Annotated in this window: 24 protein-coding genes; 12 read left to right on the forward strand and 12 right to left on the reverse strand. The window is 68.4% G+C overall.

The features are described 5' to 3' along the window. Positions 1–147 precede the first annotated feature (147 nt). From AC1DVI_RS05650 to adh, 4 genes are all read right to left on the reverse strand, one after another. Positions 148–2,874 (reverse strand): NahK/ErcS family hybrid sensor histidine kinase/response regulator, encoded by a 2,727-nt coding sequence (locus tag AC1DVI_RS05650; protein WP_476957091.1) that lies wholly within the window; start codon positions 2,872–2,874, stop codon positions 148–150. Continuing rightward, a complete protein-coding gene (gene nosP / locus AC1DVI_RS05655) occupies positions 2,871–4,124 on the reverse strand; it encodes a nitric oxide-sensing protein NosP (protein ID WP_476957092.1) in 1,254 nt (417 codons plus the stop codon). The genes AC1DVI_RS05650 and nosP overlap by 4 nt, the downstream gene beginning before the upstream one ends. Positions 4,125–4,453: 329 nt before the next feature. Beyond that, entirely contained in the window at positions 4,454–4,837 is a 384-nt protein-coding gene (locus AC1DVI_RS05660; protein ID WP_476957093.1) for a DUF779 domain-containing protein, read from the reverse strand. 114 nt (positions 4,838–4,951) lie between these two features. After that, positions 4,952–6,472 carry an aldehyde dehydrogenase gene (gene adh / locus AC1DVI_RS05665; RefSeq protein ID WP_476957094.1) on the reverse strand — a complete coding sequence of 507 codons (1,521 nt, stop codon included), beginning with the start codon at positions 6,470–6,472 and terminating at the stop codon, positions 4,952–4,954. A gap of 278 nt (positions 6,473–6,750) precedes the next feature. Between adh and AC1DVI_RS05670 the strand changes: the two genes are divergently transcribed. The 6 genes from AC1DVI_RS05670 to AC1DVI_RS05695 all read left to right on the forward strand — a co-directional run bounded on the left by AC1DVI_RS05670 (position 6,751) and on the right by AC1DVI_RS05695 (position 10,633). Beyond that, entirely contained in the window at positions 6,751–7,158 is a 408-nt protein-coding gene (locus tag AC1DVI_RS05670; RefSeq protein ID WP_476957095.1) for a winged helix-turn-helix domain-containing protein, read from the forward strand. Between the two features lie 57 nt (positions 7,159–7,215). Continuing rightward, positions 7,216–7,611, forward strand: a complete 396-nt coding sequence (locus AC1DVI_RS05675; RefSeq protein WP_476957096.1) for a c-type cytochrome — start codon at positions 7,216–7,218, stop codon at positions 7,609–7,611. Positions 7,612–7,684: 73 nt separating this feature from the next. After that, a complete protein-coding gene (locus tag AC1DVI_RS05680) occupies positions 7,685–7,930 on the forward strand; it encodes a hypothetical protein (protein ID WP_476957097.1) in 246 nt (81 codons plus the stop codon). Between the two features lie 109 nt (positions 7,931–8,039). After that, on the forward strand, positions 8,040–8,618 hold the full coding sequence (locus tag AC1DVI_RS05685) for a YqaA family protein (protein ID WP_145677520.1): 579 nt from the start codon (positions 8,040–8,042) through the stop codon (positions 8,616–8,618). An 85-nt stretch (positions 8,619–8,703) separates the two neighbouring features. Beyond that, positions 8,704–9,687, forward strand: coding sequence for an SDR family oxidoreductase (locus AC1DVI_RS05690; RefSeq protein ID WP_149162978.1), 984 nt, complete (start codon positions 8,704–8,706; stop codon positions 9,685–9,687). Positions 9,688–9,754: 67 nt separating this feature from the next. Continuing rightward, complete coding sequence (locus AC1DVI_RS05695; protein WP_476957098.1) at positions 9,755–10,633, forward strand: TrmH family RNA methyltransferase; 879 nt, start codon at positions 9,755–9,757, stop codon at positions 10,631–10,633. Between the two features lie 10 nt (positions 10,634–10,643). Here AC1DVI_RS05695 and AC1DVI_RS05700 read toward each other — a convergent pair whose 3' ends face one another. Next, a complete protein-coding gene (locus AC1DVI_RS05700; protein ID WP_476957099.1) occupies positions 10,644–11,090 on the reverse strand; it encodes an RNA polymerase sigma factor region1.1 domain-containing protein in 447 nt (148 codons plus the stop codon). 165 nt (positions 11,091–11,255) lie between these two features. Here AC1DVI_RS05700 and msrA point away from each other — a divergent pair, with 165 nt between their 5' ends. After that, complete coding sequence (msrA, locus tag AC1DVI_RS05705) at positions 11,256–11,897, forward strand: peptide-methionine (S)-S-oxide reductase MsrA (RefSeq protein ID WP_476957100.1); 642 nt, start codon at positions 11,256–11,258, stop codon at positions 11,895–11,897. A 45-nt stretch (positions 11,898–11,942) separates the two neighbouring features. Here the strand turns inward: msrA and AC1DVI_RS05710 are convergent, their stop codons facing one another. Beyond that, positions 11,943–13,088: a hypothetical protein gene (locus tag AC1DVI_RS05710; RefSeq protein WP_476957101.1), complete on the reverse strand. Its 1,146-nt coding sequence runs from the start codon at positions 13,086–13,088 to the stop codon at positions 11,943–11,945. 82 nt (positions 13,089–13,170) lie between these two features. Next, positions 13,171–14,361: a hypothetical protein gene (locus AC1DVI_RS05715; protein WP_476957102.1), complete on the reverse strand. Its 1,191-nt coding sequence runs from the start codon at positions 14,359–14,361 to the stop codon at positions 13,171–13,173. Positions 14,362–14,802: 441 nt separating this feature from the next. Here AC1DVI_RS05715 and AC1DVI_RS05720 point away from each other — a divergent pair, with 441 nt between their 5' ends. The 3 genes from AC1DVI_RS05720 to AC1DVI_RS05730 are packed head-to-tail and all read left to right on the forward strand — an operon-like array spanning position 14,803 to position 18,100. Beyond that, complete coding sequence (locus AC1DVI_RS05720) at positions 14,803–15,534, forward strand: PAS domain-containing protein (RefSeq protein ID WP_476957103.1); 732 nt, start codon at positions 14,803–14,805, stop codon at positions 15,532–15,534. Then, a complete protein-coding gene (locus AC1DVI_RS05725; protein WP_476957104.1) occupies positions 15,531–17,591 on the forward strand; it encodes a DNA translocase FtsK in 2,061 nt (686 codons plus the stop codon). The genes AC1DVI_RS05720 and AC1DVI_RS05725 overlap by 4 nt, the downstream gene beginning before the upstream one ends. Before the next feature lie 17 nt (positions 17,592–17,608). Then, positions 17,609–18,100 (forward strand): DinB family protein, encoded by a 492-nt coding sequence (locus AC1DVI_RS05730; protein WP_476957105.1) that lies wholly within the window; start codon positions 17,609–17,611, stop codon positions 18,098–18,100. A 26-nt stretch (positions 18,101–18,126) separates the two neighbouring features. Here the strand turns inward: AC1DVI_RS05730 and AC1DVI_RS05735 are convergent, their stop codons facing one another. The 3 genes from AC1DVI_RS05735 to AC1DVI_RS05745 all read right to left on the reverse strand — a co-directional run bounded on the left by AC1DVI_RS05735 (position 18,127) and on the right by AC1DVI_RS05745 (position 20,144). Beyond that, entirely contained in the window at positions 18,127–18,849 is a 723-nt protein-coding gene (locus AC1DVI_RS05735; protein ID WP_476957106.1) for an MgtC/SapB family protein, read from the reverse strand. Between the two features lie 69 nt (positions 18,850–18,918). Next, the gene (locus tag AC1DVI_RS05740) at positions 18,919–19,269 is read right to left on the reverse strand and encodes a hypothetical protein (RefSeq protein WP_476957107.1); all 351 of its coding nucleotides are present in this window, start codon (positions 19,267–19,269) and stop codon (positions 18,919–18,921) included. Positions 19,270–19,328: 59 nt separating this feature from the next. Beyond that, complete coding sequence (locus tag AC1DVI_RS05745; RefSeq protein ID WP_476957108.1) at positions 19,329–20,144, reverse strand: PAS domain-containing protein; 816 nt, start codon at positions 20,142–20,144, stop codon at positions 19,329–19,331. 319 nt (positions 20,145–20,463) lie between these two features. On the opposite strand from AC1DVI_RS05745, the gene carB reads away from it, so the two are divergent. After that, positions 20,464–23,715 carry a carbamoyl-phosphate synthase large subunit gene (gene carB / locus AC1DVI_RS05750; RefSeq protein WP_476957109.1) on the forward strand — a complete coding sequence of 1,084 codons (3,252 nt, stop codon included), beginning with the start codon at positions 20,464–20,466 and terminating at the stop codon, positions 23,713–23,715. Positions 23,716–23,797: 82 nt separating this feature from the next. Beyond that, positions 23,798–24,271, forward strand: a complete 474-nt coding sequence (greA, locus tag AC1DVI_RS05755; RefSeq protein WP_079285121.1) for a transcription elongation factor GreA — start codon at positions 23,798–23,800, stop codon at positions 24,269–24,271. A 121-nt stretch (positions 24,272–24,392) separates the two neighbouring features. On the opposite strand, the gene AC1DVI_RS05760 is transcribed toward greA, so the two are convergent. Next, positions 24,393–25,319, reverse strand: coding sequence for a dienelactone hydrolase family protein (locus AC1DVI_RS05760; protein ID WP_476957110.1), 927 nt, complete (start codon positions 25,317–25,319; stop codon positions 24,393–24,395). Positions 25,320–25,587: 268 nt separating this feature from the next. Further along, positions 25,588–26,142, reverse strand: a complete 555-nt coding sequence (locus tag AC1DVI_RS05765; protein ID WP_035675586.1) for an Lrp/AsnC family transcriptional regulator — start codon at positions 26,140–26,142, stop codon at positions 25,588–25,590. Between the last annotated feature and the right edge of the window lie 35 nt (positions 26,143–26,177).

Below are 26,177 nucleotides of genomic sequence, written 5' to 3' on the forward strand. Positions count from 1 at the left end.
GCTCTCGGCGGACCGAAGGTCCGCCTGCCGCGTCAGCGCAAGCTTCGCTTGCGCGAGAGCTTCGCAGGGGAGGGCTTTTTCTCCTCCCCCTGCGAAGCGGGGGGAGGTCGGGAGGGGGGGCCGTCGCAACCACCTTCACCGCGAAAGCTACCCCAGCAACCCCGTCATCACCGCCCGCAGCTGCGCCGGTCGCACCGGCTTGTTCAGCACATGGCAGCCCCTGGCCTGCGCCTCCTCCACCACTTCGGCGGTGCGGTTGGCGGTGATGAGGACCGACGGCAGGTCCGCCCCGCAGCGCTCGCGCACCCGCGCGATCTCGGTGAAACCGATCACCCCGTCGTCCAGGTGATAGTCCGCGAACAGCACGTCCGGCGCCACCGCCCCCAGCCCGGCCAGAGCCTCGTCGCCCGACGCCGCGGTGGCGACGCTGCACCCCCAGCCTTCGAGCAACGCGCGCATCCCGGCCAGCACCGCCGGCTCGTTGTCGATCACCAGCACCCGCGTGCCGGCCAGCCGGTTCGAGGCGGTCTGCACCGGCGCCTCCAGCGCGCGCACCGGGCGGGCGTAGCGCCCGAAGGGCACCGTCACCGCGAAGACCGAGCCCCGCCCCGGCTGCGACCGCACGGTGATCGGGTGGTCGAGCATCCGCGCCACCCGCTCCACGATGGCGAGGCCGAGGCCCATGCCGCGCACCCGCTCGTTGGCGCAGGGCGTGTCGAGGCGGCGGAATTCCTGGAAGATCTCGCCCAGCTTGTCGGCGGGCACGCCGGGGCCGGTGTCCCACACCTCGATCCGCAAGCCCTCGGGTGTCCGCCGGCAGCCGACCAGCACGCGCCCGACTCCGCCCTCGGCCCCTCTTTTCGCCGCCCTCTTCGCCTGGGTGTAGCGCAGGGCGTTGGACAGGAAGTTCTGCAGGATCCGGCGCAGCAGTCGGATGTCGCTGCGCACCACGGCGTGGCTGGGAACGACGCAGAGGTCCAGCCCGCGCTCCTTCGCCACCGCCGCGTATTCGGTGGCCAGCGCGCCGAACAGGCTCTTGATCGGGAAATCGGCGATCTCCGGCCGCACCGCCCCGGCGTCCAGCTTGGAGATGTCCAGCAGAGCCGACAGCAGATCCTCGACCGAGGCCAGAGCGACGTCGATGTTGTCGACCAGCCCGCGGTTCGGCTCCGGCTGCTCCAGGTCGCCCAGCGCCGAGACGAACAGCCGGGCCGCGTTCAGCGGTTGCAGCAGGTCGTGGCTGGCCGCCGCCAGGAAGCGCGTCTTGGACAGGTTGGCCTGCTCCGCCTCCGCCTTGGCCAGCCGCAGCGCCTCCTCCGCGGCAATGCGCTCGGCGATCTCCTGCTGGAGTTGGCCGTTGAGCCGGGTTAGCTCGGCGGTGCGCTCGACGACGCGGCGCTCCAGGCTGTCCTTGGCGTCGGCCAGGGCCTCCGCCGCCATGCGCCGCTCGGTGATGTCGTGGATCAGGCCGAAATAGCCCAGCACCTCCGGCTTGCCGCTGCCCCGCCGCTCGCCGAAATGCGGGATGTAGGTGGCGACGGCGTAGCGCGGGGAGCCGTTCTCGCCCGGCAGTTCCAAATCGAAGGTCACTTCTTCGCCGGCCAGCGCCCGCAGCACATAGGAGCGCCGCACCTCGTAATAGAGGTCGCCCAGCGCCGCCCACATGGGCTGGCCCTCGATCTCCTCGCGCTTGCGGTTGAACCAGCCCTCGTAAGCCTTGTTGACGAAGCGGAAGCGCTGCTCGGCGTCGACATAGGCGATCAGCGCCGGCACCGCGTCGGTGACCAGCCGGATGCGCTCCTCGCTGTCGCGCAGCGCCTGCTCGGCCCGCTTGCGCTCGGTGATGTCGGTGAAGGTCAGGACGAAGCCGCCGCCCGGCATGGGATTGCGGCTGATCTCCAGCACCGTGTCGTCCAGCCAGGGCTGCTCGACGAGGCAGCTCGGCATCATCAGGGCACTCAGCGACAAGCCGCGGTCGCCGAGTGCAGCGTGGTGCAGCACGAAGTCGGCGAAGCCCGCCCCGCGCTCCGCCACGTTGGCGGGCAGGCGCAGCAGACCGGTGAAGCGCTCGTTCCAGGCGACGAGCCGCTGGTCGCGGTCGTACACCCCGACCCCCTGGGCGATGTTGTCCAGCGTCGCCTGGAGGAGCGCCGACTTCTCGGCCAGCTCGCGTTCGCGGCGGCGGGTCTCATGCTCCTTGATGTCGGTGATGTCGGTGTAGACGCCGACCACCCCGCCGTCGCGGGTCCGCCGCTCGTTGACCTGGACCCAGCGCCCGTCCGCCAGCCGGTAGACGTAGGGACCCTTCAGCGCCCGGTGCTGGGCCAGCCTCTCCGACAGCCAGCGGTCGGGCCGCGGGTAGGCGTCGGCGATGGTGCGCGAGGAGGCCGCCAGCTCGGCGATCTCCTGGAAGCGGATGCCCGGCAGGATGCGGTCGCGGATCTCCGGCCACAGGGCCAGATACTTGCTGTTGCACAGGACCAGCCGGTCGTCGGCGTCGAAGATGGCGAAGCCCTCGTTGACCGACTCGATGGCCTCCGACAGGCGGCCGCGCATGGTGTCGGCCAGCTCCTTGGCGCGGGCCAGGGCGCGGTGGCTGTCCTCCAGCTCGCGCAGGGCGCGCTCCAGTTCCAGCGTGCGCTCGCGCACCTTCTGCTCCAGGACGATGGCGGTCTGGAACAGGGAGAAGGCGCCCCCCTGCACGTCCATCGACCGCTCCACCCGGTCCATCAGCACCTGGTTGATGCGGCGGAGCTTGGCGTTCTCGCGCTCCAGCGCCTCCAGCCGCTTATCCTGATCGGTGGCCGGGAGGGTGGCGGGTGACGGATCGGCGGGTGGGCGGGACGGTTCCCGCCAGTCGAAGATGAGCGTCATCGCGCACCTATCGCGACACCGGTGAAGGTCTGGTTGACGTGCATGGCGTTGTACTGCTCGCCGTAGGCGCAGAAGCCGACAACGTTGTGCCGCGCCAGCGCCGCCGACATGACGTGCTTGAGCTGCCGCTGCTCCAGCTCCAGCCGGCGCAGGATGCAGTCGCAGCCGAGCACGAGGTCCGGCGGCCCGCCGATCTCCGCGGCCAGCTTGCGCATCATCTCCTCCAGATTCTCCACCGGGTCGACGCCGCGGGCGACGGTCAGCACGATCCCCTCGTCGATGGCGCAGTAGAAGGTCAGGCTCTCGTCGTCGTTGACCTTCTGGATGGAGCGGACATGGTACTCGCCCCCCACCCGCACGACGACCGGATAGGCGGCGAAGATCAGGGGGGTCAGCGGTTCCCCCTCCAGCCCGACCATGCGGGCGTACTCGCGGCCCGCCGGCTCGGCGTTGATCTCGGTGACGATGCGGCGCTGCGGGTCGGCGCCGGTCACCACCATCTTGGCGTCGGACGCCACGAAATGCTCGGTCCGGAAGACCACGAAGCGGCGCGCCGTGGTGACCAGCATCAGCACGGCGGCGTTGGTGTGGAACCGCCCCTCGTGCAGGACGAAGGTGCGCTCGAAGCGCAGCTCGTCCCCGGCGGAGCCGCCGAACAGCGGAATGTCCATCAGCACGCTGTGCAGCGCGCTGACCACCATCTCCTCCGCCCGCGACATGCCGTCGATCATCAGGAAGGCGAAGCTGCCATGGTCGGGGAAGGCGTCGGCGCGGGCGGCCAGCGCGACGTCGCGCTGCTCCATCAGGCTGCGCAGGACGCGCGGCGCCTCGGCGATGGAGAAGCGGTCGAGGTCGTCGATGCGCTGGGTGGCGATGGTGAAGTCGGCGCGCGGAAAGCCGATCCCGACCAGCGACCCGGCGGCGTAGCCGAAAGGCGTGATCTCCCCCGCCGTGGTGCAGCCGACCACCGGCACCGGCCCGAACAGCTCGGCCAGCGCCGCCGCCAGTTCCACCCGGTCGTAATGGGCGGAGCAGAAGACCAGCACCATCTCCAACTCCGCCGCGGCGGCGGGGTTCCGTCCGCACAGCCCCTCGAACAGGTCACGCGCAGCGGCGCGGGCGTCCTCCGCCATCGAGACGGCCCGCGGCAGGGACGGGCTGGGCGCGGGAGAACTGGGCGGAGCATCGGAGTGGAGAGCGTCCGAGGCCGGATGGCTGGTCACAATGCGGGTCCCGAAAAGCAACGGCATGGCATCCATCACCCCAAGCCGCCCCCCGATGCGCGGAACGCGGGTCGGGGACCGTGGGCGGATGACCTATAGGTTACTTCAGCGCCGCCCGCCGGGCAAAGCCGGCGCTGGGGTGCGGGCATGCGACCATCGTCTAAGGTCCGGCATGGGACTTTTTCCCACGCACCGAAAAAGGCGCCTTCCGCCGTCGCGGAAAGCGCCTGAGTTCGGTTCCATATGCACCGCCACGCGGGGGAGCCGGTCTGAACACGGATCAGACCGCCCGGTGGCCGTGCCGACTGGGAAAGCCCCAAAGTCGAATCCTGAATACCGCATTCCACGGAACAGCGCTATGCTTTTTCCGTCATATCGCGCGGATCGGAACGCAGCGCCTCCACCTCGCCATCGGAGAACAGGCGGGAACGGGTGAGGAAGCGCACGCCCTCCGGCGCCTCCAGCGAGAAGCTGGCGCCGCGGCCCGGCACCACGTCGATGATGAGCTGGGTGTGCGACCAGTATTCGAACTGCGCCGCCCCCATGTAGAAGGGACAGCCGCCGATCTCCCCCAGCCGGACGTCCTGCCCGCCGGGGCGGAACTCCCCGTCCATGAAGCACATCGGCGCGCTGCCGTCGCAGCAGCCGCCGGACTGGTGGAAGAACAGCGGCCCGTAAAGCCCGCGCAGCTTTTCGATCAGCGCCAGGGCCGCCGGTGTGGCGACGACTCGTTCGACCATGGGCGGACGCTCCCAGAAGAAAGCCGGCCGGAAATGAATCCTGCCGTAAGAGAGAAAAAGGGCCGGAAGCCGAATGGCCGCCGGCCCAAGGTCATCAGGGAGGAGACAGGACGGTTAGAAGAAGCCCAGGGCCTTCGGGCTGTAGCTGACCAGCAGGTTCTTGGTCTGCTGGTAGTGGTCGAGCATCATCTTGTGCGTCTCACGGCCGATGCCCGACTGCTTGTAGCCGCCGAAGGCCGCGTGGGCCGGGTAGAGGTGGTAGCAGTTGGTCCACACGCGGCCGGCCTGGATGGCCCGGCCCATGCGGAAGGCGCGGTTGCCGTCGCGGCTCCACACGCCGGCGCCCAGGCCGTAGAGCGTGTCGTTGGCGATGGCGAGGGCCTCTTCCTCGGTCTTGAAGGTGGTCACGGACACCACCGGCCCGAAGATCTCCTCCTGGAAGATGCGCATCTTGTTGTGGCCTTCGAAGACCGTCGGCTGGACGTAGTAGCCGCTCTCCAGCTCGCCGCCCAGATGGGCGCGCTCACCGCCGATCAGCACCTTGGCGCCCTCGGCCTTGCCGATGTCGATGTAGGAGAGGATCTTCTCGAGCTGGTCGATGGACGCCTGGGCGCCGATCATCGTCGCGGGGTCGAGCGGGCTGCCCTGCTTGACCGCGCCGACGCGGGCGACCGCCCGCTCCATGAACTTGTCGTAGATCTTCTCCTGCACCAGGACGCGCGACGGGCAGGTGCAGACCTCGCCCTGGTTCAACGCGAACATGGCGAAGCCTTCCAGCGCCTTGTCCAGGAACTCGTCGTCGTCGGCCATCACGTCGTTGAAGAAGATGTTCGGCGACTTGCCGCCCAGCTCCAGCGTGACCGGGATGATGTTCTCCGCCGCGTACTGCATGATCAGGCGGCCGGTGGTCGTCTCGCCGGTGAAGGCGATCTTGGCGATGCGCGGGCTCTGGGCCAGCGGCTTGCCGGCCTCGATGCCGAAGCCGTTGACGACGTTGAGGACGCCGTCGGGCAGCAGGTCGCCGATGATCTCCATCATGACCATGATGGCCATCGGAGTCTGCTCGGCGGGCTTCAGCACGACGCAGTTGCCGGCGGCCAGGGCCGGGGCGAGCTTCCACACGGCCATCAGCAGCGGGAAGTTCCACGGGATGATCTGGCCGACGACGCCCAGCGGCTCATGGAAGTGATAGGCGTAGGTGGTGTGGTCGATCTCCGCGATGGTGCCTTCCTGGGCGCGGACGCAGCCGGCGAAGTAGCGGAAATGGTCGATGGCGAGCGGCAGGTCGGCGTGGGTCGTCTCGCGGATCGGCTTGCCGTTGTCCAGCGTCTCGGCCAGCGCCAGGACGTCCAGACGCTCCTCCATGCGGTCGGCGATCTTGTTCAGGATGCGCGCGCGCTCCGCCGGCGAGGTGCGGCCCCAGGCGTCTTTGGCCTTGTGGGCGGCGTCCAGCGCCTTCTCGATGTCTTCCGCGGTGGAGCGGGCGACCTCGCACAGCGGCTTGCCGGTGATCGGGGTCAGGTTGGTGAAATACTGGCCCTTCGTCGGCGCCACCCACTGGCCGCCGATGAAGTTGTCGTAGCGCGGCCGGATGGCGACCTGCTTGCTGAGCGTTTCCAGGGCCTGATGGATCACGGCGGTTTCCTCCCGAAGCGGATTGCCCGAACTGAATGTCGTGGAATGACGTTTGGCGGGTTGTGCGCCCTGTGTCCGTTCGTCCGATGATCGGTATCCGTCACAGCGCCCCGCCGTTATCGCGGTTTCGGGGAAGGCCGGTAAATTCGACTTTGGTTGCAGAAGCGGCTCCGCCGCGGGGTTGCAGACGCGCAGGCCCCCAGATTCGGGACTGACCCTTGGACGGCAGATGATACCTTGGGCGGAGACCATCCCGTTTTCCGGCGAGATCCCAGGACATGACGACCGACATCCGGCTGCGCTTCCTCCACCCCTCCGGCGCCATCGGCCCCGGCAAGGTGTCCCTCTTGGAGGAGATCGACCGCACCGGCTCCATCTCCGCGGCGGCGCGGGCGCTCGGCATGTCCTTCCGCCGCGCGTGGTTCCTTGTGGAAACCATGAACTCCGCCTTCCGCGAGCCGGTGGTGCGCACCAACGTCGGCGGACGGGAGGGCGGCGGGACCGGCCTGACCGCCTTCGGCCAGGAGGTGATCGCCCGCTACCGCCGCATGGAGGAGGAGGCCCGCCGCGCCGCGGCACCCCACCTCGCCTGGCTGGACGAGGCGCTGAAGCCGGAGGCGGTGCTTGAAAAGGGCGCGGACTCCGCTGATCCAAAGTCCAATGGTCCGGACTCCAGCGATCCGTAAAGTCTCCCTCGACGCCGCGACCTTCCGCCGCGGCGAAACGAAGGAGGCTCCCGACCCATGCGCACCGCCGCCCGAACCGCCGCCCGCACAACTCTGGCCGCCCTGATCCTTCTCGCCGCAGCGCCGCTCCCGGCCTTGGCCGACGGCGACCCGGCGAACGGCGAGAAGCTGTTCCGCCAGTGCAAGGCCTGCCACACGGTGGAGGCGGGCAAGAACCGCGTCGGCCCGACGCTGCACGGGCTGTTCGGGCGGAAGGCCGGCGCGGTGGAGAGCTTCGCCAACTACTCCGAGGGGCTGAAGGCATCCGGCTTCCAATGGGACGCAGCGACGCTCGACCCCTATCTCGCCAACCCGAAGGCGGTCATCGCCGACAGCCGCATGGCCTTCGCCGGGGTGGCGAAGCCGGAGGACCGCGCCGACCTGATCGCCTATCTGGAATCCGCGACCAAGTGAGCGTCAGCGGGACGGGAACCGCGGCGACGCCCATCTGTTGCCCGGTTTCCATTCCCGCAGCCGGAGAACGGCCATGACCGACGACACCGCAGGACAAAAAGGTGCCGAGCCCAAGGACATTCATAAGACCGACATCGAGCCTCTCTGCGACGAGCAGAGCGGCGGCGGCGGGTCCAACCCGGATACGCGCTACCGCGGCATGCCCGGCGGTCATCCGGGCGGTTCCCGCGACGGCGACTGCGATCCGGTGGCGCGCGCCGATCCTGAGAAGGCGGAACCGGACACCGCCGAGTCCGGAAACAAGCCCACATCCCGTTAGGCCGATGGCGTAGCCTTTCCGGGGCCGCCCCGAATTGGTCGTAGCCGCTGGCCCGGTCCCCCGTTAAAACAGGGGCTCCCTCACCGGCACAACACGGGCTGCGACCGGCATGCTGAAGCGCCTTTACGACTGGACGATGGCCAAGGCGGCCTCGAAGAACGCCACCACTTGGCTGGCGGGGGTTTCCTTCGCGGAAAGCTCCTTCTTCCCGATCCCGCCGGACATCCTGATGGTGCCGATGGTGCTCGCCAACCGGCAGGCCGCATGGCGGATCGCGACGATCTGCACGCTGGCCTCGGTGGTGGGCGGCATTGCCGGCTACATGATCGGCTTCTTCCTGTACGAGGCCATCGGCAAGGCGGTCATCGACTTCTATCACCTGGAAGCCCAGTTCGAGACGCTGCGCCATACCTTCGTCGAATACGGCGCGGAGATTCTCATCATCAAGGGCATGACGCCCATCCCCTACAAGCTGCTGACCATCACCGCGGGTGTGGCGAAGCTGAACATCTGGGTGTTCATCGGCGCTTCGATCCTGTCGCGGGCCATCCGCTTCTATCTGGTCGCCGCCCTGCTCTACTGGTTCGGGGAACCGGTGCGCGCCTTCATCGAGAAGCGGCTGACGCTGGTCACCACCGCCTTCGCCGTCGCGCTGATCGGCGGCTTCCTGGCGATCAAGCTGATCTGATCCACGGCAACCCAACCACGGGACCGCGACGCCGGGCCGTTCTTTCCTGTTGATGCCGCATCAAGGCGTCAATGGGAGAGGACGGATGGACAGCGTGCGCGGGGCCGTGGTGGTCATCACCGGCGCGTCGAGCGGAATCGGGCGGGCCACCGCCTTGACCTTCGCACGGGAGGGCGCCCGGCTGGTGCTGGCCGCCCGGCGGGAGGCCCTGCTCGGCGAGGTGGCCGAGGAATGCCGGGAACTGGGCGGCGAGGCCGAGGTGGTGCCCACCGACGTCACCGACGCGGAAGCCGTCCGCCGGCTGGCCAACCGGGCGGTGCAACGGTTCGGCGGCATCGACGTCTGGGTGAGCAACGCCGGGGTCGGCGCCGTCGGGCGGTTCGAGGACACCCCGCTGGAGGCGCACCGCCGCGTCGTCGAGACCAACCTGTTCGGCCCGCTCTACGCCGCCCACGCCGTGCTGCCGCTGTTCCGCCGGCAGGGCCATGGGGTGCTCATCAACACGGTATCGGTCGGGGCCTGGGCGCCCGCCCCCTACGCCGCCGCCTACGCGGCCAGCAAGTTCGGTCTGGAAGGGCTTCTGGAAAGCCTGCGGGCGGAGCTGGTCGACGCGCCGGGCGTTCATGTCTGCGGCGTCTATCCCTTCTTCACCGACACGCCGGGCATGTCCCACGGCGCCAACTACACCGGCCATCAGCTGGACGCGGAAAGCCCCTTCTACGACGACCCGCAGGACGTGGCGGACACCGTGCTCGCCGTGGCCCTGCGCCCGCGCGCCCAGGCGATGGTCGGGGCGATGACGCCGCTAACCCGGCTGGGGCACGCGGTGGCGCCGCGCCTGATGGAGAAGATCGCCGGACACGGCGCCCACCGCCATTTCAGCCGGACCCCGCCCGCCGCGGCGAGCGACGGCAACCTGTTCCGCCCGGTGGAGCGCGGCCGCGGCGTCACCGGCGGCTTCCGCACCCCGCCGCCCGGCTGGGTGTCGCCGCTGCTCGTCGCTGGGGTCGCGGCCGCTGCGGCGGCGGCCTATGCCGGCTACGCGCGGAGCAAAAACGGAAACCACTGAGGGCTTTGAGTTCGGGGACGGGTTGGTCCAGAATGCCGGCCCGTTCCCGCAAGCCCCCGAGTCCATCATGCCGAAGCCGACGACCCCGCGCGGCCGTCCGCCCGTCCCTTCTCCTGCCCGCCCGTCCCCTGCCCGCTCCTCCCGTCCGGGTCCGGCCCGCGCCGGCCAGGACGTCCGCCGGGAGGAACCGCGGGAGGAGCCGGGAAAGCTGTTCCGCGTCGCCGGCCTGTCCGCCGTCTCCGCCCTGTTCGCCCATGACGCGGCGCGCGTGGAGCGGCTGTTCTTCGAGGAGCGGCTGAAGGCGAAGACCGGCGACTTCTGCAAGGCGATGGCCGCGGCGCGCAAGCCTTACCGCATGGTGGAGGCCGACGAGCTGGCCAAGGTCGCCGGGACGGTTTTGCACGGCGGCGTCGTCGCGCTGATCGCGCCGCGCCCGGTCCCTGCCTTCGACATCGAGGCGGCGAAGCGCTGGGCGGTGGACGGCCGGCCGCTGCTGATCCTGGACGGGGTTGGCAACCCGCATAATCTGGGCGCCATCCTGCGCACCGCCGCCTTCTTCGGCCTGCGGCGCGTCGTGGTGTCGGACCATCCCGGACAGGCCCTGCCGTCGGAGTCCGCCTACCGCGTCGCCGAGGGCGGCTTCGAATGGGTGGAGCTGTACCGGGCGGCCAACCTGCCGGCGGTTCTGAAGCGGCTGCGCGACTCCTATCGGGTGGCCGGAACGGCGCTGGGCCGCGGCCGGGCGGTGGTGAGCGACCCGGCGGTCCTCGCCATGGGGGATCGGCCCGCCGCCGTCGTGCTGGGCAACGAGGAGGACGGGCTTCCGCCCGCCACCCTCGCCGCCTGTGAGGACGTCCTGACCCTGCCCGGCACCGGCCGCATCCAGTCGCTGAATGTCGCGGCGACCGCGGCCATCCTCATCCACGCGCTGGCGAAGCCGGGCTGAGAGCCGGACCTCAGCCGCCCAGGGCGATGATCAGCACCAGCGCCACCACGATGACCGAGACGACGGGCAGCATGTCCACCCCGCCGCGGTCCCAGGTCGGCGCCCGGCGGGAGCCGTGATGCGCGCCGTGGGCATGGCCCAGCCCATCGTCGGCCCAACCATGTTCAGACGGGCGGGCGCCGGGTGCGGAGACGGCGGGAGCCGCCGGGCTGGCGATGGTGACCACCCCGGCCCCGCGCTGGTAGTCGCCGCCGCCGCCGCGCGGGCGCTTCAGCCGCTCGTCGGTCAGTTCCACGTCGATGCCCGCGGCCTCCAGCCGCTCCACCACCACGGCGACCTCTTCCGGGGTCATCGTCTCCACCGGCACGTCCTGGCCGAGCTGCTCGATGCCGAGCCGGTTGCCGTGCTGGCGCCCCTTGTCGATCAGGCGCTGGAGGGTGGCGTCGTCGATCGTCATGGTTCTCTCCCCGCGGTTCCACCTTGGACTGAACATTCCAAAGGGTAAACAGGCGGGGCCGCGGAAGGCTCCCGCGCAAAGGCGCCGACTTGCCTCCAGGGCGGTGCGACCCGACATAATCCCCAAATCCCCATCCCCAAACCCTACGCCATCGGAGAGGCCGAGATGCTCGGAATGTTCATGCGCAAGCCCCTGGCGCTGCCCAGCGCGGAGGAGGCGTTGCCCGGACGCGACACGCCGGTTCCCGTGCCGCCGCGCCACCACGTCAACGGCAACCCGCTGACCCCGCCCTATCCGGAGGGGCTGGAGGTCGTCGACTTCGGGCTCGGCTGCTTCTGGGGGGCGGAGCGCAAGTTCTGGAAGGTGCCGGGCGTCTGGACGACCATGGTCGGCTATCAGGGCGGCCACACGCCCAACCCGACCTACGAGGAGGTCTGCTCCGGCCGCACCGGCCACACCGAGGCGGTGCGCGTCGTCTACGACCCGGCCAAGGTCGGGTTCGAGGAGTTGCTGCGCGTCTTCTGGGAGGCGCACGACCCGACCCAGGGCATGCGCCAGGGCAACGACGTCGGCACCCAGTACCGTTCGGCCATCTACACCCACACGGACGCCCAGCGCGCCGCCGCCGAGGCCAGCCGCGAATCCTATCAGGCCCGTCTGGAACAGGCCGGTTTCGGCCCGGTGACGACGGAGCTTCGCGAGGCTCCGCCCTTCTACTACGCCGAGGACTATCACCAGCAGTATCTGTCCAAGAATCCCGCGGGCTATTGCGGGCTGGGCGGCACCGGGGTGACCTGCGCGGGGTGAGAGGGGGCGGATCGCGTCGCAGCGAGGCGCCCTCCGGTCGGGCGTCTACCTCCCGGCCCCCAGGAAGGCGCGGATGGGCTGGACGTTGCCGCCCAGAACGACCGGGACGCCCGGCGTCGAGACGGTCCGGATGGTCATGCCCGAGGACGGCCCGAAGCTGACCGAGGTCTGCGCCATGCCGCTCGGCAGATAGAAAGGCCACAGGCCGAGCGGGGCGAAGGTTTCGATGATGCCTTGGTCAAGCGGCGAATAGTCCGCGTCCGAAGTGACCGTGATGTCGACGCCCTTCGCCACCCCCAGCGATGCCATGACGCGCGGCAGGCTTCCGTCCGCACCGAAGACCTCGTCCCAGGCGGATTGGGCCGGATCGGGCCATGGCGGCGTGCGGGGGTCGGCGTAGGCCGTCGCAAACGTCGAGGAATTGTACCAGGCGCCCGGCGTGAGCGGCCATGTGATCAGTCCCGACACCTTGACCGATGCCTGCACATGACTTTGCGAGAAAAGCAGGCTTTGGCGGTTGCCTGGAGCGGCACCGCTCCAAAGCCCGTTGCCGATGGTGTCGACACCGCCGGTCCATGTCCCGGAAACATCGCCGCTGGCCGTCTTGCTGTCGAAGCGGAAGGATTTGGCGATGCCATGAGCAAGGCTTTGGACCAGTTGCGCATAGCTTCCGCCAAAATCCGCAGGCTGTCCGTTCGGGCCGACATACGGAGCCAGCGCGGCTTGAGCCGAGCCGATCAGGACCATCTCCGCAAGATCCTGCTCCCCCACATTGGCAACCGTCGGCGCGTTGAGCATCGCCCAGACCAGGAACAGCGACGGCAATTGCTGCGCGGGCGGCTGAGGGCTGAGCGTCGCAAGATAAGCGGTCCACTCCTCATAAACGTCGTCGCCGATGTCCTCCTTGAAGCAGGATTCGGGAAAGCTCAGCTGACTGATGACGGATGCATAGATGTCAAAAACATATTCCAGGCTCATATCGTAGGCGTTTGCCGTAAGGGAACGCGGCGGAATTTCCTGGCCATAACGCCACAGCCCCAGATCCGTCAGAGGAACGACGAAGGATGGCTGAAGCAGTTGGAAGGTGGCGGACGTGAGATTGAGCGATTGGACGACGGAATTGTACCAGCGGTTCTGAAGCCCTTCCATGCCGGCCGGCGTGTCCACCGCGGCTTCGTGTTGGCGTAACATCGCGTTCTCCCAAGTTCCGTCCGGAGCGTCATGAAGCGAAAGGAACCGGCCGCAGCACGGCCGGTCCCCACTCGCCGTGCCCTCAGGCCAGGGCCAGCGTCTTGTCCGACACGGCCTTCAGGGCGCCGGTCGAATGGCCCAGATAGGTTTGGACCGGCAGGACGTTGCCGCCCAGGACGATCGGAACCCCGGGTTCGCTCGTGATGGTGACGGTCATGTTGCCGTTGTTGTTGAAGGACACCGACGTCGAGGAGCCGCTGCCCGAGCCGCTGGTGTAGAACGGCCACAAGCCGGACGACTTGTTGCTGTTGATGGTGCTCTGATCGTTGGAATCGAACTTGGCGTCCGACGTGACCTCGATGTACATCGTATCGGCCACGATCAGGTTGACCATGAATCGGGTGGTCGTGCCCGTGGTCGGATCGAACACCGTCTTCCAGCTGGGAAGCGCGCCCTGCTTCCACGGCGGCGAATCGGAACTGGAATAGGCGAGCCCCATCGCCGAAGAGTTGTACCAATTGCCCGGAGTCGCGGCGAAGGTCAGGATGTGCCGGAAGGTCGCTTTGGTGATCTGCACGTTGCTGGCGGCGAATTTCGTGCTTTGGGAAGACGACGAGCTGCTGCCGCCCCACAGTCCGAAGAAACCCGAGTTGCCGCCCTTCGACCAGCTGCTCGAAACATTGCTGTTCATGGTCGAGCTGGAGAAGGTGAACGAGCGGGACGGAGCCTGCGACAGCTGCTGGACAAGCACCGAATAGCCGGCGTTCCAATCCGGCGGCGGAGCCGGCGGTGTCTGGAAGGGCAGGCTGACGTAGGGCATCAGCGCCAGGCTGGCGGCGCTGACGGGGTTGAGCAGCATCGCCGACAGATCCTGCGCGCCGACATTCGCCACCGACGGCGCGTTGATCATACCCCATTGGAAGAAGATGCTGGGCAGCTGGTTGGCCGCCGGCGGGGGAGAGATGCCGGCGATGTAGCTCTTCCAGGCCTTGTAGTTGTCCGGCCCGATGTCCGGCTCGAAGGTGTTCGTCGGCGCGATCAGCGAACCGATGATGCCCTTGTAGTTGGAGAAAAATTGGTTGCCGCCACTCGCGATATAATTTTGCGTAAGAGACAGCGGTGGGATGTTGTTGAAGTAATCCCACAACAGCGTGTTGTTGTTGGCCACAAGCGGCGGCGATGGCTGAAGAATTTGGAACGTGTCTTGCGACAGGCCGAGGCCTTGGCACAAACCGTTATAGAAGCCATTTTGCAGATCGAGAAAAGATGACACTGCTTCCTCCTTTGTTTTGTGGTCCGATTTCAGCAAAAAAATCGCGACATGAATTTTATAGCACCAAGACAATAAGCAATCAACCGCTGAGAATCATTTTTCTAAAGAGTACAACCGCATGATTTATTGTTATCATTTACGATCATCTATTACTATTGTTTTTGCATATAAACGTATGACGTCTAAACAAGTGTTTCGTGTATAAATCATCAATTGGCTTCAAAAATGCTCTTTACTGGAACACTTTGTCGCTCGGCCCCCACACTCAGGACGGATCGGGACCCACGGACACACCCACTCGGGAATCCTCGTCCGGTCCTTGGGCAACGTCGCCCTTGCGGTTGCGCCTGCCCGTCCCTTCCGGGTATGGTTCCGGCGGTCCATGAAAGCTCCAGGGGGTAGCCCCGCGGGGCGCCGCCCGAGACATTCCGCGCCCAATCCATGATCAAGGAAAGAACCGAGCTGGCGACGCCGCACCTGAGCGGCCTGCTTGACTTCTGGCTCACCAAATGCATCGGTGGGAAGCCGCCGGTGTCCAGCACCGTCGCCCCGGCCGACTTGCGGCCGTGGAAGGATAATATTGTGATTTTCGAGGTCATCGGCGACGACGACTTCGTGTATTCCTATTACGGTCAGTCGCTCGCTGCGGCCTTCGGGCATTCGCGGCTGGGCGCCACGCTGGACGATCTGCCGGAGGAGCAGCGGGCCATCCTGCGCCCCGAATACGCTTCGCTTCTGCGCGAGCGGCTTCCGGTCGCCCGCGTCTACAGGGCCGACTTCAGCGGCGTCATGCGGACCTGGGAGCGGTTGGCTCTGCCGATGTCCAGCGATGGCGAGACCATCGACAAGATCCTGGTCGCCGCCTACGAGTTGCCGCCGGACGAACCGCCCTGCTCCGCGCTCACCCCCGACGCGGCGGAGGATGAGGCGGAGGTGGAGGCCGACGAGCCTGACGTTCTGGAGGACGATGCACCGGAGGTGTTTGCCGATGACGGCCCCGACGAGAGCGTGAATGAGAGCCTCGATCTTGGCGGCGACACGGACGGGACCGCGGACACCGAAGCCGAGATCGCGACCGACCACGACACCCCCGACGACGACGCCGCCCCCGGCGACGACGCCGAAGACGGCGAGTCCTTCTCCACCGAACAGAAACCGGGAGCCCCGGCATGACGCCGCGCACGCCCCACCTGACCGCGCCCGTGACCCAGTCGGGAGTCGTCACCGCCGACGAGTTCAATCTGTGGTGCGCGCTGAACGGCCGCCCCTTCAACCTGATCCCCAACGCGCGCCCGGACGGGCGGCTGCTGTGGGACGTGGAGGTGCTCCCCGGAACCCCGCGCGCCGGAACAGTCTATTCGACCAACCTCGGCGACGAGGCGCTGGCGGTGGTCGCCGGCTTCGCCTTCCTGTCCGGCGTCGAATGGGCCTATGAGGCGCGCCCCGCGGAAACCGCCGTCCCGGCCCCGGCCCCGGCGTCGGATGCGGCCGTGGACGCGCCTGCGGACGAGGAAGACGTCCTCATTCCCGACGCCGAGGATCTGCCCGAGGACCTGTCCGAGGAAGCCGAGTCGGAAGAAGCCGAGGACGACACCTTGGCCTATGAGGACGACGCGGAGGACATCGACGACACCGACGCCTTCGACGATGGTGGCGACGATGACGGCAACGACGGCGACGAATCCGACGAGGATGCGCTGCCCATCGGCGAGGGCGATCACTACGCCCTGCCCGGCACCGCGCTTCTCCAGAATCCGCCGCCGCGCCCGCCGCAGCAGCATGACGAGACCGTCCTGGCCCGCAACGCGCGGATGCTGGAGACGGTGCTGCGGAACTTCCGCGTCCGCGGCGAGATCATGGACGTGCGCCCCGGCCCCGTCGTGACACTCTACGAGTTCGAACCGGCGCCTGGCACCAAGTCGGCCACGGTCATCAACCTGACCGATGACATCGCCCGCTCCATGAGTGTGGTCACCGCCCGCATCGCCATCGTGCCGGGCCGCAGCGTGATCGGCGTGGAGCTGCCGAACCCGGTGCGCGAGATGGTCTATCTGCGCGAGATGTTCGACCATGCGGCCTTCGCCGAGTCCCAGGCCCATCTCGCCATCGCGCTCGGCAAGGACATCAGCGGGGAGCCGGTGGTCGCCGACCTCGCCCGCATGCCGCACCTGCTGGTCGCCGGCACCACCGGCTCGGGCAAGTCGGTCGCCATCAACACGATGATCCTGTCGCTGCTCTACCGGCTGCCGCCCGACCGCTGCCGCTTCATCATGGTGGACCCGAAGATGCTGGAGCTGTCGGTCTATGACGGCATCCCGCATCTGCTGACCCCGGTGGTGACCGACCCGAAGAAGGCGGTGATCGCGCTCCGCTGGGCCGTGCGCGAGATGGAGAGCCGCTACGAGGCGATGTCCAAACTCGGCGTGCGCAACATCGAGGGCTACAACGCCCGCATCGCCGAGATGATCGCCAACGGCGAGCCGATGCCCCGCCGCACCGTCCCCGGCGAGGCCGAGGCCGTCTTCGACCTGACCCCGCAGGAGCCGACGCCGCTCCCCTACATCGTCGTGATCGTCGACGAGATGGCCGACCTGATGCTGGTGGCCGGCAAGGAGATCGAGGCGGCGATCCAGCGTCTCGCCCAGATGGCCCGCGCCGCCGGCATCCACCTGATCATGGCGACGCAGCGCCCGTCGGTGGACGTCATCACCGGCACCATCAAGGCCAACTTCCCGACCCGCATCAGCTTCCAGGTCACCTCCAAGATCGACAGCCGCACCATCCTGGGCGAGGCCGGGGCGGAGCAGCTTCTCGGCCAGGGCGACATGCTCTACATGGCCGGCGGCGGCCGCATCACCCGTGTCCACGGCCCCTTCGTCTCCGATTCGGAGGTCGAGGAGATCGTGCAGTGCATCAAGTCGCAGGGGGCCCCCAACTACGTCACCGCCATCACCGAGGAAGAGGAGGATGCGGTCGCCGACGAGGACGATGAGGGCGGCGGCACCAACTCCGGCGACGATCTCTATATGCAGGCCGTCAACCTCGTGGTGCGCGAGGGCAAGGTGTCGGTCAGCTTCATCCAGCGCCAGCTCCAGATCGGCTACAACCGCGCCGCCCGTCTGGTCGAGCGGATGGAGACGGAACGCGTGGTCGGCCAGGCCAACCACCAGGGCAAACGCGAGGTGCTGCTGTCCCCCGCCGGCCTGTCGGCCAAGCGCGCCGGGGTCTGAACGCAGGAGATGAGGCGATGAAGGCGCATTTTGAACGGTTCGCGCGCTACAACCGCTGGGCCAACCGCCGTCTCTACGCGGTGGCGGCCGAGCTGTCGGACGCGCAGTACCGCGAGGACCGCAGCGCCTTCTTCCGCTCGGTGCGGGGAACGCTGAACCACATCCTGGTGGCCGACCGGGTGTGGCTGCGCCGCATCGAGGGGGACGGGCCGACGCCCTCCGCCCTGGACGAAATCCTTTATGACGGCTTCGACGATCTGCGCGCCGCCCGCGAGGCGGAGGACGAGCGCATCATCCGCGTCGTGGCGGAGCAGGAGGAGGCCCGCTTCGCCTCCGACCTCCACTATCGCTCGCTGGCCGGGCAGCCCTTCACCATGCCCTTTTCCGCGGTGCTGGCCCATGTCTTCAACCACCAGACCCACCACCGCGGGCAGGCGCATACCCTGCTGACGCAGTTCGGGCTGGCCGCGCCCAGCATCGACTTCGCCTATTTCATGTTGGACAAGTAGGCCCGCCGGACCGTCACTCCGGCCCCTCACATGCGCGACGGCGACAGGCGGAACTCCACCACCCGGCTGGTGTGGGCCAGCTTGTCGATCAGCTCCATCGGGTCCGGCGTGCCGTTGGCCTGGAGCGTGAGCTGATACTCCAGGTGGCCGCTGCCGTTGCGCAGGTGAAAGGCCCAGGACACGATCTCGTAGCCGTGCTCCAGCGCCTTGGCGCGGATCGTTTCCGCCGGGGGAGCGTGCGCGCGTTCGAACACCAGCATCACCTGGACCACCGTGTGGTGGGGCAGCACCGCCTCCAGCCGGCGGAAGGCGCTCATCACCAGGATGACCAGCAAGGCGGTGCCGATGGCCGCGGCGTAAAAGCCCAGCCCGATGGTCACCCCGATCGCCGCCGCCGTCCAGATCGACGCCGCGGTGGACAGGCCGCGGATCGAGAAGCCCTCCCGCATGATGACCCCGGCGCCCAGGAAGCCGATGCCGGTCACGATGCCCTGGACGACCCGCGTCGGATCGCCGCCCGTGCCGCTGCCGATGCCGCCGTACCACAGGCCCGGATAGGCGTTGACCACGGTCAGCGCCGTCGCGGCGAGACAGACCAGCGCGTAGGTCCGCATCCCCGCCGCCCGCCCGTGATAGGAGCGCTCGTAGCCCATCAGGATGCCGAGCACCAGCGCCCCGGCCAAATGAAGGAGGATGACGCCGTTGGCGATCAGTTCGGCGTGCGACCAATAGGCGGACAGATTCAGCATGGCCCCTCCCCCGGGACGCCCGGTTCCAGGCGACACAGTGTAGCGCCGATCGGTTGGCGATGGATTGCCCTATCCCAGCGCGCCCAGAGTCCAGCGGGCGAGAAGCGACACCAGCATGCCTTCCGCGGTGGCCAACATCAGCCGCAGCATCAGGGTCACGAGGTCGGTGAAGCGGTCGCGGCGGGGGAACACCTCGGCCAGCATGCCGGCGACGGCGCGGCGCAGGTTCAGGCTGACCAGCCCGATCACCAGAGCCACGGCGGCGGTGCCGACCACATAATAGAGCGCGCCCTTCCAGCCGGCGAAGCTTTGCGGGTGTTCCAGATAGAAGAGCGTGCCGACGACGATCCAGACGGCGGACGGCCAGACCCCCACCATGTCGGCGCCGCCGGCCGGTCTGGCACCGCCGGGCGCCGGCATCGGAGGCTCCGGCGGGGGCTCCGGCGGGGGTTGCGCGCTCCAGGGCACCGCCGCCTCCGTCAGCCCCCCGGCACGTGCCGGAAGGCCAGCACGCGGGCCGGGCGGCCGTCCTCGTCGGCCAGCGGCAGCAGCAGTTCGACGAAGCGCGCGCCCGGCAGCATCGGGTCGTCGCGCACCAGAAGGCCGCGCGGTTCCCCCGTCTCCAGGCAGGCGCGCAGGTCGGCGTTGAAGCGCGCCGCCGCCTCGGCGGGGTGGCAGTCGCTGACCGGGCGCGGCACCGCGCGCTGCCCGATCCGCCGCTGCACCGCCCGCCCGCAGGCTCGGTAGAGGAAATCCCCGCCGCCGCGCAGCGGTTCCATCAGGCACAGGCGCGGCACGCATTCGCGGATCTGCGCGGTGTCGATGTCGCGCGCCTCCGGCATCGGGCGTCCGCGGAGGACGCGCCGCCAGTGGACGTAGAGCAGGCTGGCGATCTGCGGGATCTGGTCGAGATCCAGCGGCTCCGACCGGCAGACCGGCGGCGCGGGCGGCGGCGGCGGAACGGCGGGGGCGGCGGCCGTGACCACGCGCACCGGCGCGGCCGCCACAGCCTCCGGGACCGGCTTCGGGGCCGGAGCCGGGCGGCTGGCGAAGACCGGCTGGCGCTCCGGGCGCCCGCCGTGCTTCTTCAGCATCGGCAGCGGCGCCCAGGTCGGGCAGGTGTGGTAGGAGCGCGTGACCTTCCGGTAATCCTGGCTGGTCGCCGTCCGGCACTCCCCCTCCGCGCTGTAGCGGTCGACATGGACGAGCGTGTTGTCGTCCGACAGGGCGCGGTCGCCCCCCCACGAAACGCAGGCGGCGCAGGCGCGGCTGTCCTTGGCGAAAGCGTGGGTCATCGTCGGGTGCGAACTCCGGAGGCGGTCAGGACAGGTGTGCGGGCTTCTCCCGCTGGTGAAGATCGGGAAACGCCGGGTTTCCGGCGCACCCCGATTGATGACGCCCTTTCGGCGCAGGTTCAAGCCTTGCCTCGCCGCCCGCTGGCGATGTTTCAGACATGTGGCCCGCGCATCATCCCACCCCTTCCCCCGCGCCGCCTTGTTCCCTATAAAGGGGCCTCGCAACGACATATTGATCCGTGCCCCCTCACACCCGCGCCCCGAAAGGGGCCAATGGCGCGAGGGGGCTTTTGCTGCACGAACGTCGAGAAGCGGACCCATGCCCAAGCGCACTGATATCAAATCCATCTGCATCATCGGCGCGGGGCCGATCGTCATCGGCCAGGCTTGCGAGTTCGATTACTCCGGCGTCCAGGCGTGCAAGGCGCTGCGCGAGGAAGGCTTCCGCGTCATCCTGGTCAACTCCAACCCGGCCACCATCATGACCGATCCGGGTCTGGCCGACGCCACCTACATCGAGCCGATCACCCCGGCCGTGGTGGCGAAGATCCTGGAGAAGGAGCGCCCCGACGCCCTGCTGCCGACCATGGGCGGCCAGACCGCGCTGAACACCGCCATGGCCCTGTCCGACGACGGTACGCTGGAGCGGCTGGGCGTGGAGATGATCGGCGCCAAGCGCGACGTCATCGCCAAGGCCGAGGACCGCATCCTGTTCCGCGACGCCATGGACAAGCTGGGCCTGGAATCGCCGCGCTCGCGCCTCGTGCGCAACATGCAGGAGGCGACCGAGGCGCTGGAGTTCGTCGGGCTGCCCGCGATCATCCGCCCCAGCTTCACGCTGGCCGGCACCGGCGGCGGCATCGCCTACAACCGCGCCGAGTTCGAGGACATCGTGCGCGGCGGCCTGCGCGCCAGCCCGGTCGGCGAGGTGCTGATCGAGGAGTCGGTGCTGGGCTGGAAGGAGTATGAGATGGAGGTCGTCCGCGACAAGGCGGACAACTGCATCATCGTCTGCGCCATCGAGAACATCGACCCGATGGGCGTCCACACCGGCGATTCGATCACCGTCGCCCCGTCGCTGACGCTGACGGACAAGGAATACCAGATCATGCGCAACGCCTCGATCGCGGTGCTGCGCGAGATCGGGGTGGAGACCGGCGGGTCCAACGTCCAGTTCGCGGTCAACCCGGCGAACGGCCGCCTGATCGTCATCGAGATGAACCCGCGCGTGTCGCGCTCCTCCGCGCTGGCGTCGAAGGCCACCGGCTTCCCGATCGCCAAGATCGCCGCGAAGCTGGCCATCGGCTACACGCTGGACGAGCTGACCAACGACATCACCGGCACCACTCCGGCCAGCTTCGAGCCGACGATCGATTACGTCGTCACGAAGATGCCGCGCTTCACCTTCGAGAAGTTCGCCGGCACCGAGCCGCTGCTGACCACCTCAATGAAGTCGGTGGGCGAGGCCATGTCGATCGGCCGCACCTTCCAGGAGTCGGTGCAGAAGGCGCTGCGCTCCATGGAAACCGGCCTGACCGGATTCAACGAGGTGCGCATCGGCGACAGCGACACGCCGGACGCCTCGGCCATCCGCGGCGCGCTGGCCCGCCCGACGCCGGACCGCCTGCTGGTCATCGCCCAGGCCTTCCGCCACGGCTTCACCGTCGCCGAAGTGCAGCAGGTCTCCAAGTACGATCCGTGGTTCCTGGAGCAGATCAAGGCCATCGTGGACCGCGAGCAGGCGATCCGCAGCGGCGGCCTGCCCACCGACAAGGCCGGCTGGCAGTCGCTGAAGCAGATGGGCTTCTCCGACGCCCGTCTGGCCGAGCTGGCCGGCACGGGCGAGGGCGATGTCGCCGAGGCCCGCCGCGCCGCCGGGGTCACGCCGGTCTTCAAGCGCATCGACACCTGCGCCGCCGAGTTCGCCTCGCGCACGCCCTACATGTACTCGACCTACGAGACCGACGGCACCGGCACGGCCGAGTGCGAATCGGACCCGACCGACAAGCGGAAGGTGGTCATCCTGGGCGGCGGGCCGAACCGCATCGGCCAGGGCATCGAGTTCGACTATTGCTGCGTCCACGCCGTCTACGCCCTGCGCGAGGCCGGCATCGAGACCATCATGGTCAACTGCAACCCGGAGACGGTGTCCACCGACTACGACACCGCCGACCGCCTGTATTTCGAGCCGCTGACCGCCGAGGATGTCATCGAGCTGGTCCGCGTCGAGCAGCGCAACGGCACGGTGCTCGGCTGCATCGTGCAGTTCGGCGGCCAGACCCCGCTGAAGCTGGCCGACGCGCTGGAGAAGGCCGGCATCCCGATCCTCGGCACCTCGCCGGACGCCATCGACCTCGCCGAGGACCGCGAGCGCTTCCAGAAGCTGCTGCACCAGCTCGACCTGCTCCAGCCGGCCAACGGCCTCGCCCGGTCGCTGGAGGAGGCGGAGACGGTCGCCGCACGGATCGGCTTCCCGGTGGTCATCCGCCCGTCCTACGTGCTGGGCGGCCGCGCCATGGAGATCGTTCACGACATGGCGGGGCTCAAGCGCTACATGGGCAACGCCGTGAAGGTGTCGGGCAAGAACCCGGTGCTGATCGACAGCTACCTGCAGGACGCCATCGAGGTGGACGTGGACGTGGTGGCCGACGCCACCGGACAGGTCTACATCGCCGGCATCATGGAGCACATCGAGGAAGCCGGCATCCATTCCGGCGACTCGGCCTGCGCCCTGCCGCCCTACTCGCTGCCCGCCGAGACCATCGCCGAGATCGGCCGCCAGGGCGAGGCGCTGGCCCGTGCCCTGCACGTCGTCGGCCTGATGAACGTCCAGTTCGCGGTCAAGGACGGCACGGTCTACATCCTGGAGGTCAACCCGCGCGCCAGCCGCACGGTGCCCTTCGTCGCCAAGGCCACCGGCACCGCCATCGCCAAGGTCGCCGCCCGCGTCATGGCCGGCGAGAAGCTGGCCGACTTCACGCTGAACGGCCCGACCCCGCCGCACACCGCCGTGAAGGAGGCCGTGTTCCCCTTCGCCCGCTTCCCCGGCGTGGACATCGTGCTCGGCCCGGAGATGAAGTCGACGGGCGAGGTGATGGGCCTGGACCACAACTTCGCGCTGGCCTTCGCCAAGTCTCAGCTCGGTGCCGGCGTCACCCTGCCGGTCCAGGGCACCGTCTTCATCTCGGTGAAGGAGCGCGACAAGCCGTCGGCGGTGCAGATCGGGCAGAAGCTGCACGCCATGGGCTTCCGCGTCCTGGCGACCACCGGCACCGCGGCGGCGCTGCGCCAAGCCGGCGTCCCGGCGGAGTCGATCAACAAAGTGGTGGAGGGCCAGCCGCACATCGTCGACGCGATGATCAACGGCGAGGTGCATCTGGTCATCAACACCACGGACGGCGCGCAGGCCCTGTCCGACAGCTTCAGCCTACGGCGCACGGCGCTGACCTACAACCTGCCTTACTACACCACCATGGCCGGTGCACGCGCGGCGGTGGAAGCGATTGCCGCACTCCGGAACGGCAGCCTTGAAGTCGCGCCGTTGCAGTCGTACCTTAGCGGTTCCTATTAGGACGGTTTACGGCGCGGCGGACCTCCTCCGCCGCGCCGTAGCTTTCCCAGGGCGCTGCGTCGGCATGGTGATGGATTGAACGATGGAAAAAGTTCCAATGACTGCGGCGGGATACAACCGCCTGCAAGAGGAGTTGAAGCACCTCAAGACTGTCGAACGGCCCAACGTCATCAAGGCGATCGCCGAGGCGCGTGAGCACGGGGACCTGTCGGAGAACGCCGAATACACCGCCGCGCGTGAACGCCAGAGCTTCATCGAGGGCCGCGTCGCGGAGTTGGAGGACAAGATCAGCCGCGCCGAGGTCATCGACCCGACGAAGCTGTCCGGCAGTTCGGTGAAGTTCGGTGCCACCGTCACGCTCGCGGACGAGGACACCGACGAGGAGATCACCTACCAGATCGTCGGCCAGGACGAGAGCGACATCAAGAACGGCATGCTGTCCATCCAGGCGCCGCTGGCCCGCGCGCTGATCAACAAGTCGGTCGGCGACAGCGTGGAAGTCTCCACGCCGGGCGGCTCCAAGGTCTACGAGATCGTCACCGTCGCCTTCAAGTAAGCGCGGGTCCAAGCTTCACGGGCCGGTTCGCAAGACACGGCCCCGCCACCGACCGCGAGCCGAAACGCCCCGCACCGACATCCGGTGCGGGGCGTTTCGTTTTCGTCCCTGGAGCGGCCTGTTACCCCCGCAGCCGCTCCGCCAGGAAGGCGCTGACCCGTTCGATGGCGTCCTTGCGGGCGGACTCGTCGGTGCCGACCGTCGCCTCGCCCGCCGGGGCGGTCGCCAGATTGCGGCGCTTGCGCAGCGGCGAATGGGGGGAGTCGAAGCCGTGATGGGCGTCGGGATAAACCACCACCTCGGTGCGCTCCTTCACCGGCTCTCGGCTCGCCAGTTCCAGGCAGCGCTCCGCCGGGGTCCATTCGTCCTTGCCGCCCAGCAGCATCAGCAGCGGGCCCTCCGGCTGCCAGTCGGCGTCGCTCAGCGGCGTCCGGCAACCGGGATAGAAGGCGATGGCGGCGCGGAAGCCGTTCCCCTGCCCGCCTGGCCCATAGGCGGCCAGCACCGTGCCCGCCCCCTGCGACCAGCCCATCAGGGCGATCCGATCGCTGTCCACGTCGCTGCGCGCGCGCAGATAGGCCAGCGCCGCCCAGGCGTCGCGCTTGCGTTCCTCGGTCGCCCGGACGGGACGGTCCTTGGCCGTGCAGACCTCCACCACGCCGCGCGGGCCGAAGCTGTCCACCATCAGCACCGCGTAGCCCTGCTCGCGCAACGTCAACGCCCAATCGATGTGCCGGGACGCCACCCGCCCGGTCTTGGCGTAGAGGCCGCTGCAGCCGTGCAGCAGGACCACCGTGGGATAGGGGGCGGTGGGATAGGGGCCGTCGGCCCTGGGGCGCAGGAAGCGCCCTGTCAGGGGCGTCGGGGCGCCACTGGTCAGGTCGGCGTCGAGCGAGGGGAAGCGGACGATCTCCTCCGCATGGACGCCCGGCGTGGCCGCCACCGCCGACGGGAAGCCGAGCAGGGGCGGCAGAGCCAGCGCGGCGGCGAACGCCAGCGTCGGCAGGAGACGGCGCGGCGGAAGGGCACGGCGGCGGGGTGAGGCCATCATCGTCTCCCGGTCACGGACAAGCTCGGCGGAATCGGTGCCGCACGAGTTTAGCACCTTCGCCGCGGAAAGCATCGCACGTGCGAAGACGGGCAGGAATCCATTTTCGGAAACGCTCGGCGTCACAAAATTGCGCGAAGGGCGTGTTCCCGAAACGCGGACAGCCGGCACCACATCCCATACGCTGGGTGCGGTGCCGGCTGTCCGGGGAAAGGCTGTCCGGGGAAAGGCTGTCCGGGGAAAGGCTATCCGTCGGTGCGGCGCCGCCTCAGCGACGCGCCACGCGGGTCGAGGATTCGCCCTCGTCCTCCTCGTCGTCATCCTCCAACGAGTCGGGGATGTCCGGCGAGTCGACGTCGATCGGCACACCGGGCGTGTGCTTCGACGTGCGGATCGACAGGGCCGACTTGACGTGCGCCACGTTGGGCGCCGCCGTCAGCTTCGTGGTGAGGAAGCGCTGGTAGTCGTCCCAGTCCTCCGCCACGATCTTCAGCAGGAAATCATACTCGCCGGCCAGCATGTTGCACTCACGCACCATGGGCCAGGAGTTGACGAGTTCCTCGAATTTCTTTAGGTCCACTTCAGCTTGGCTGGACAGGCCGACCTGGGCGAACACGGTGACACCGAACCCGAGCGCGTCGGGGTTGATGTCGGCGTGATAGCCGCGGATGAAGCCCGCCTCTTCCAAGGCGCGGACACGCCGCAAACACGGAGGGGCAGAGATGCCGGCACGCCTCGCGAGTTCTACGTTGGTCATCCGGCCGTCATTTTGCAGGTCGCGCAAAATCCGCCGGTCAATTCGGTCGAGTTTGACCCGCCGCATGGTTTGCTCGGTCGCTCCGGGGGTGATTTGAAGAA

The organism is Azospirillum sp. P4_B5 (assembly GCF_056402275.1).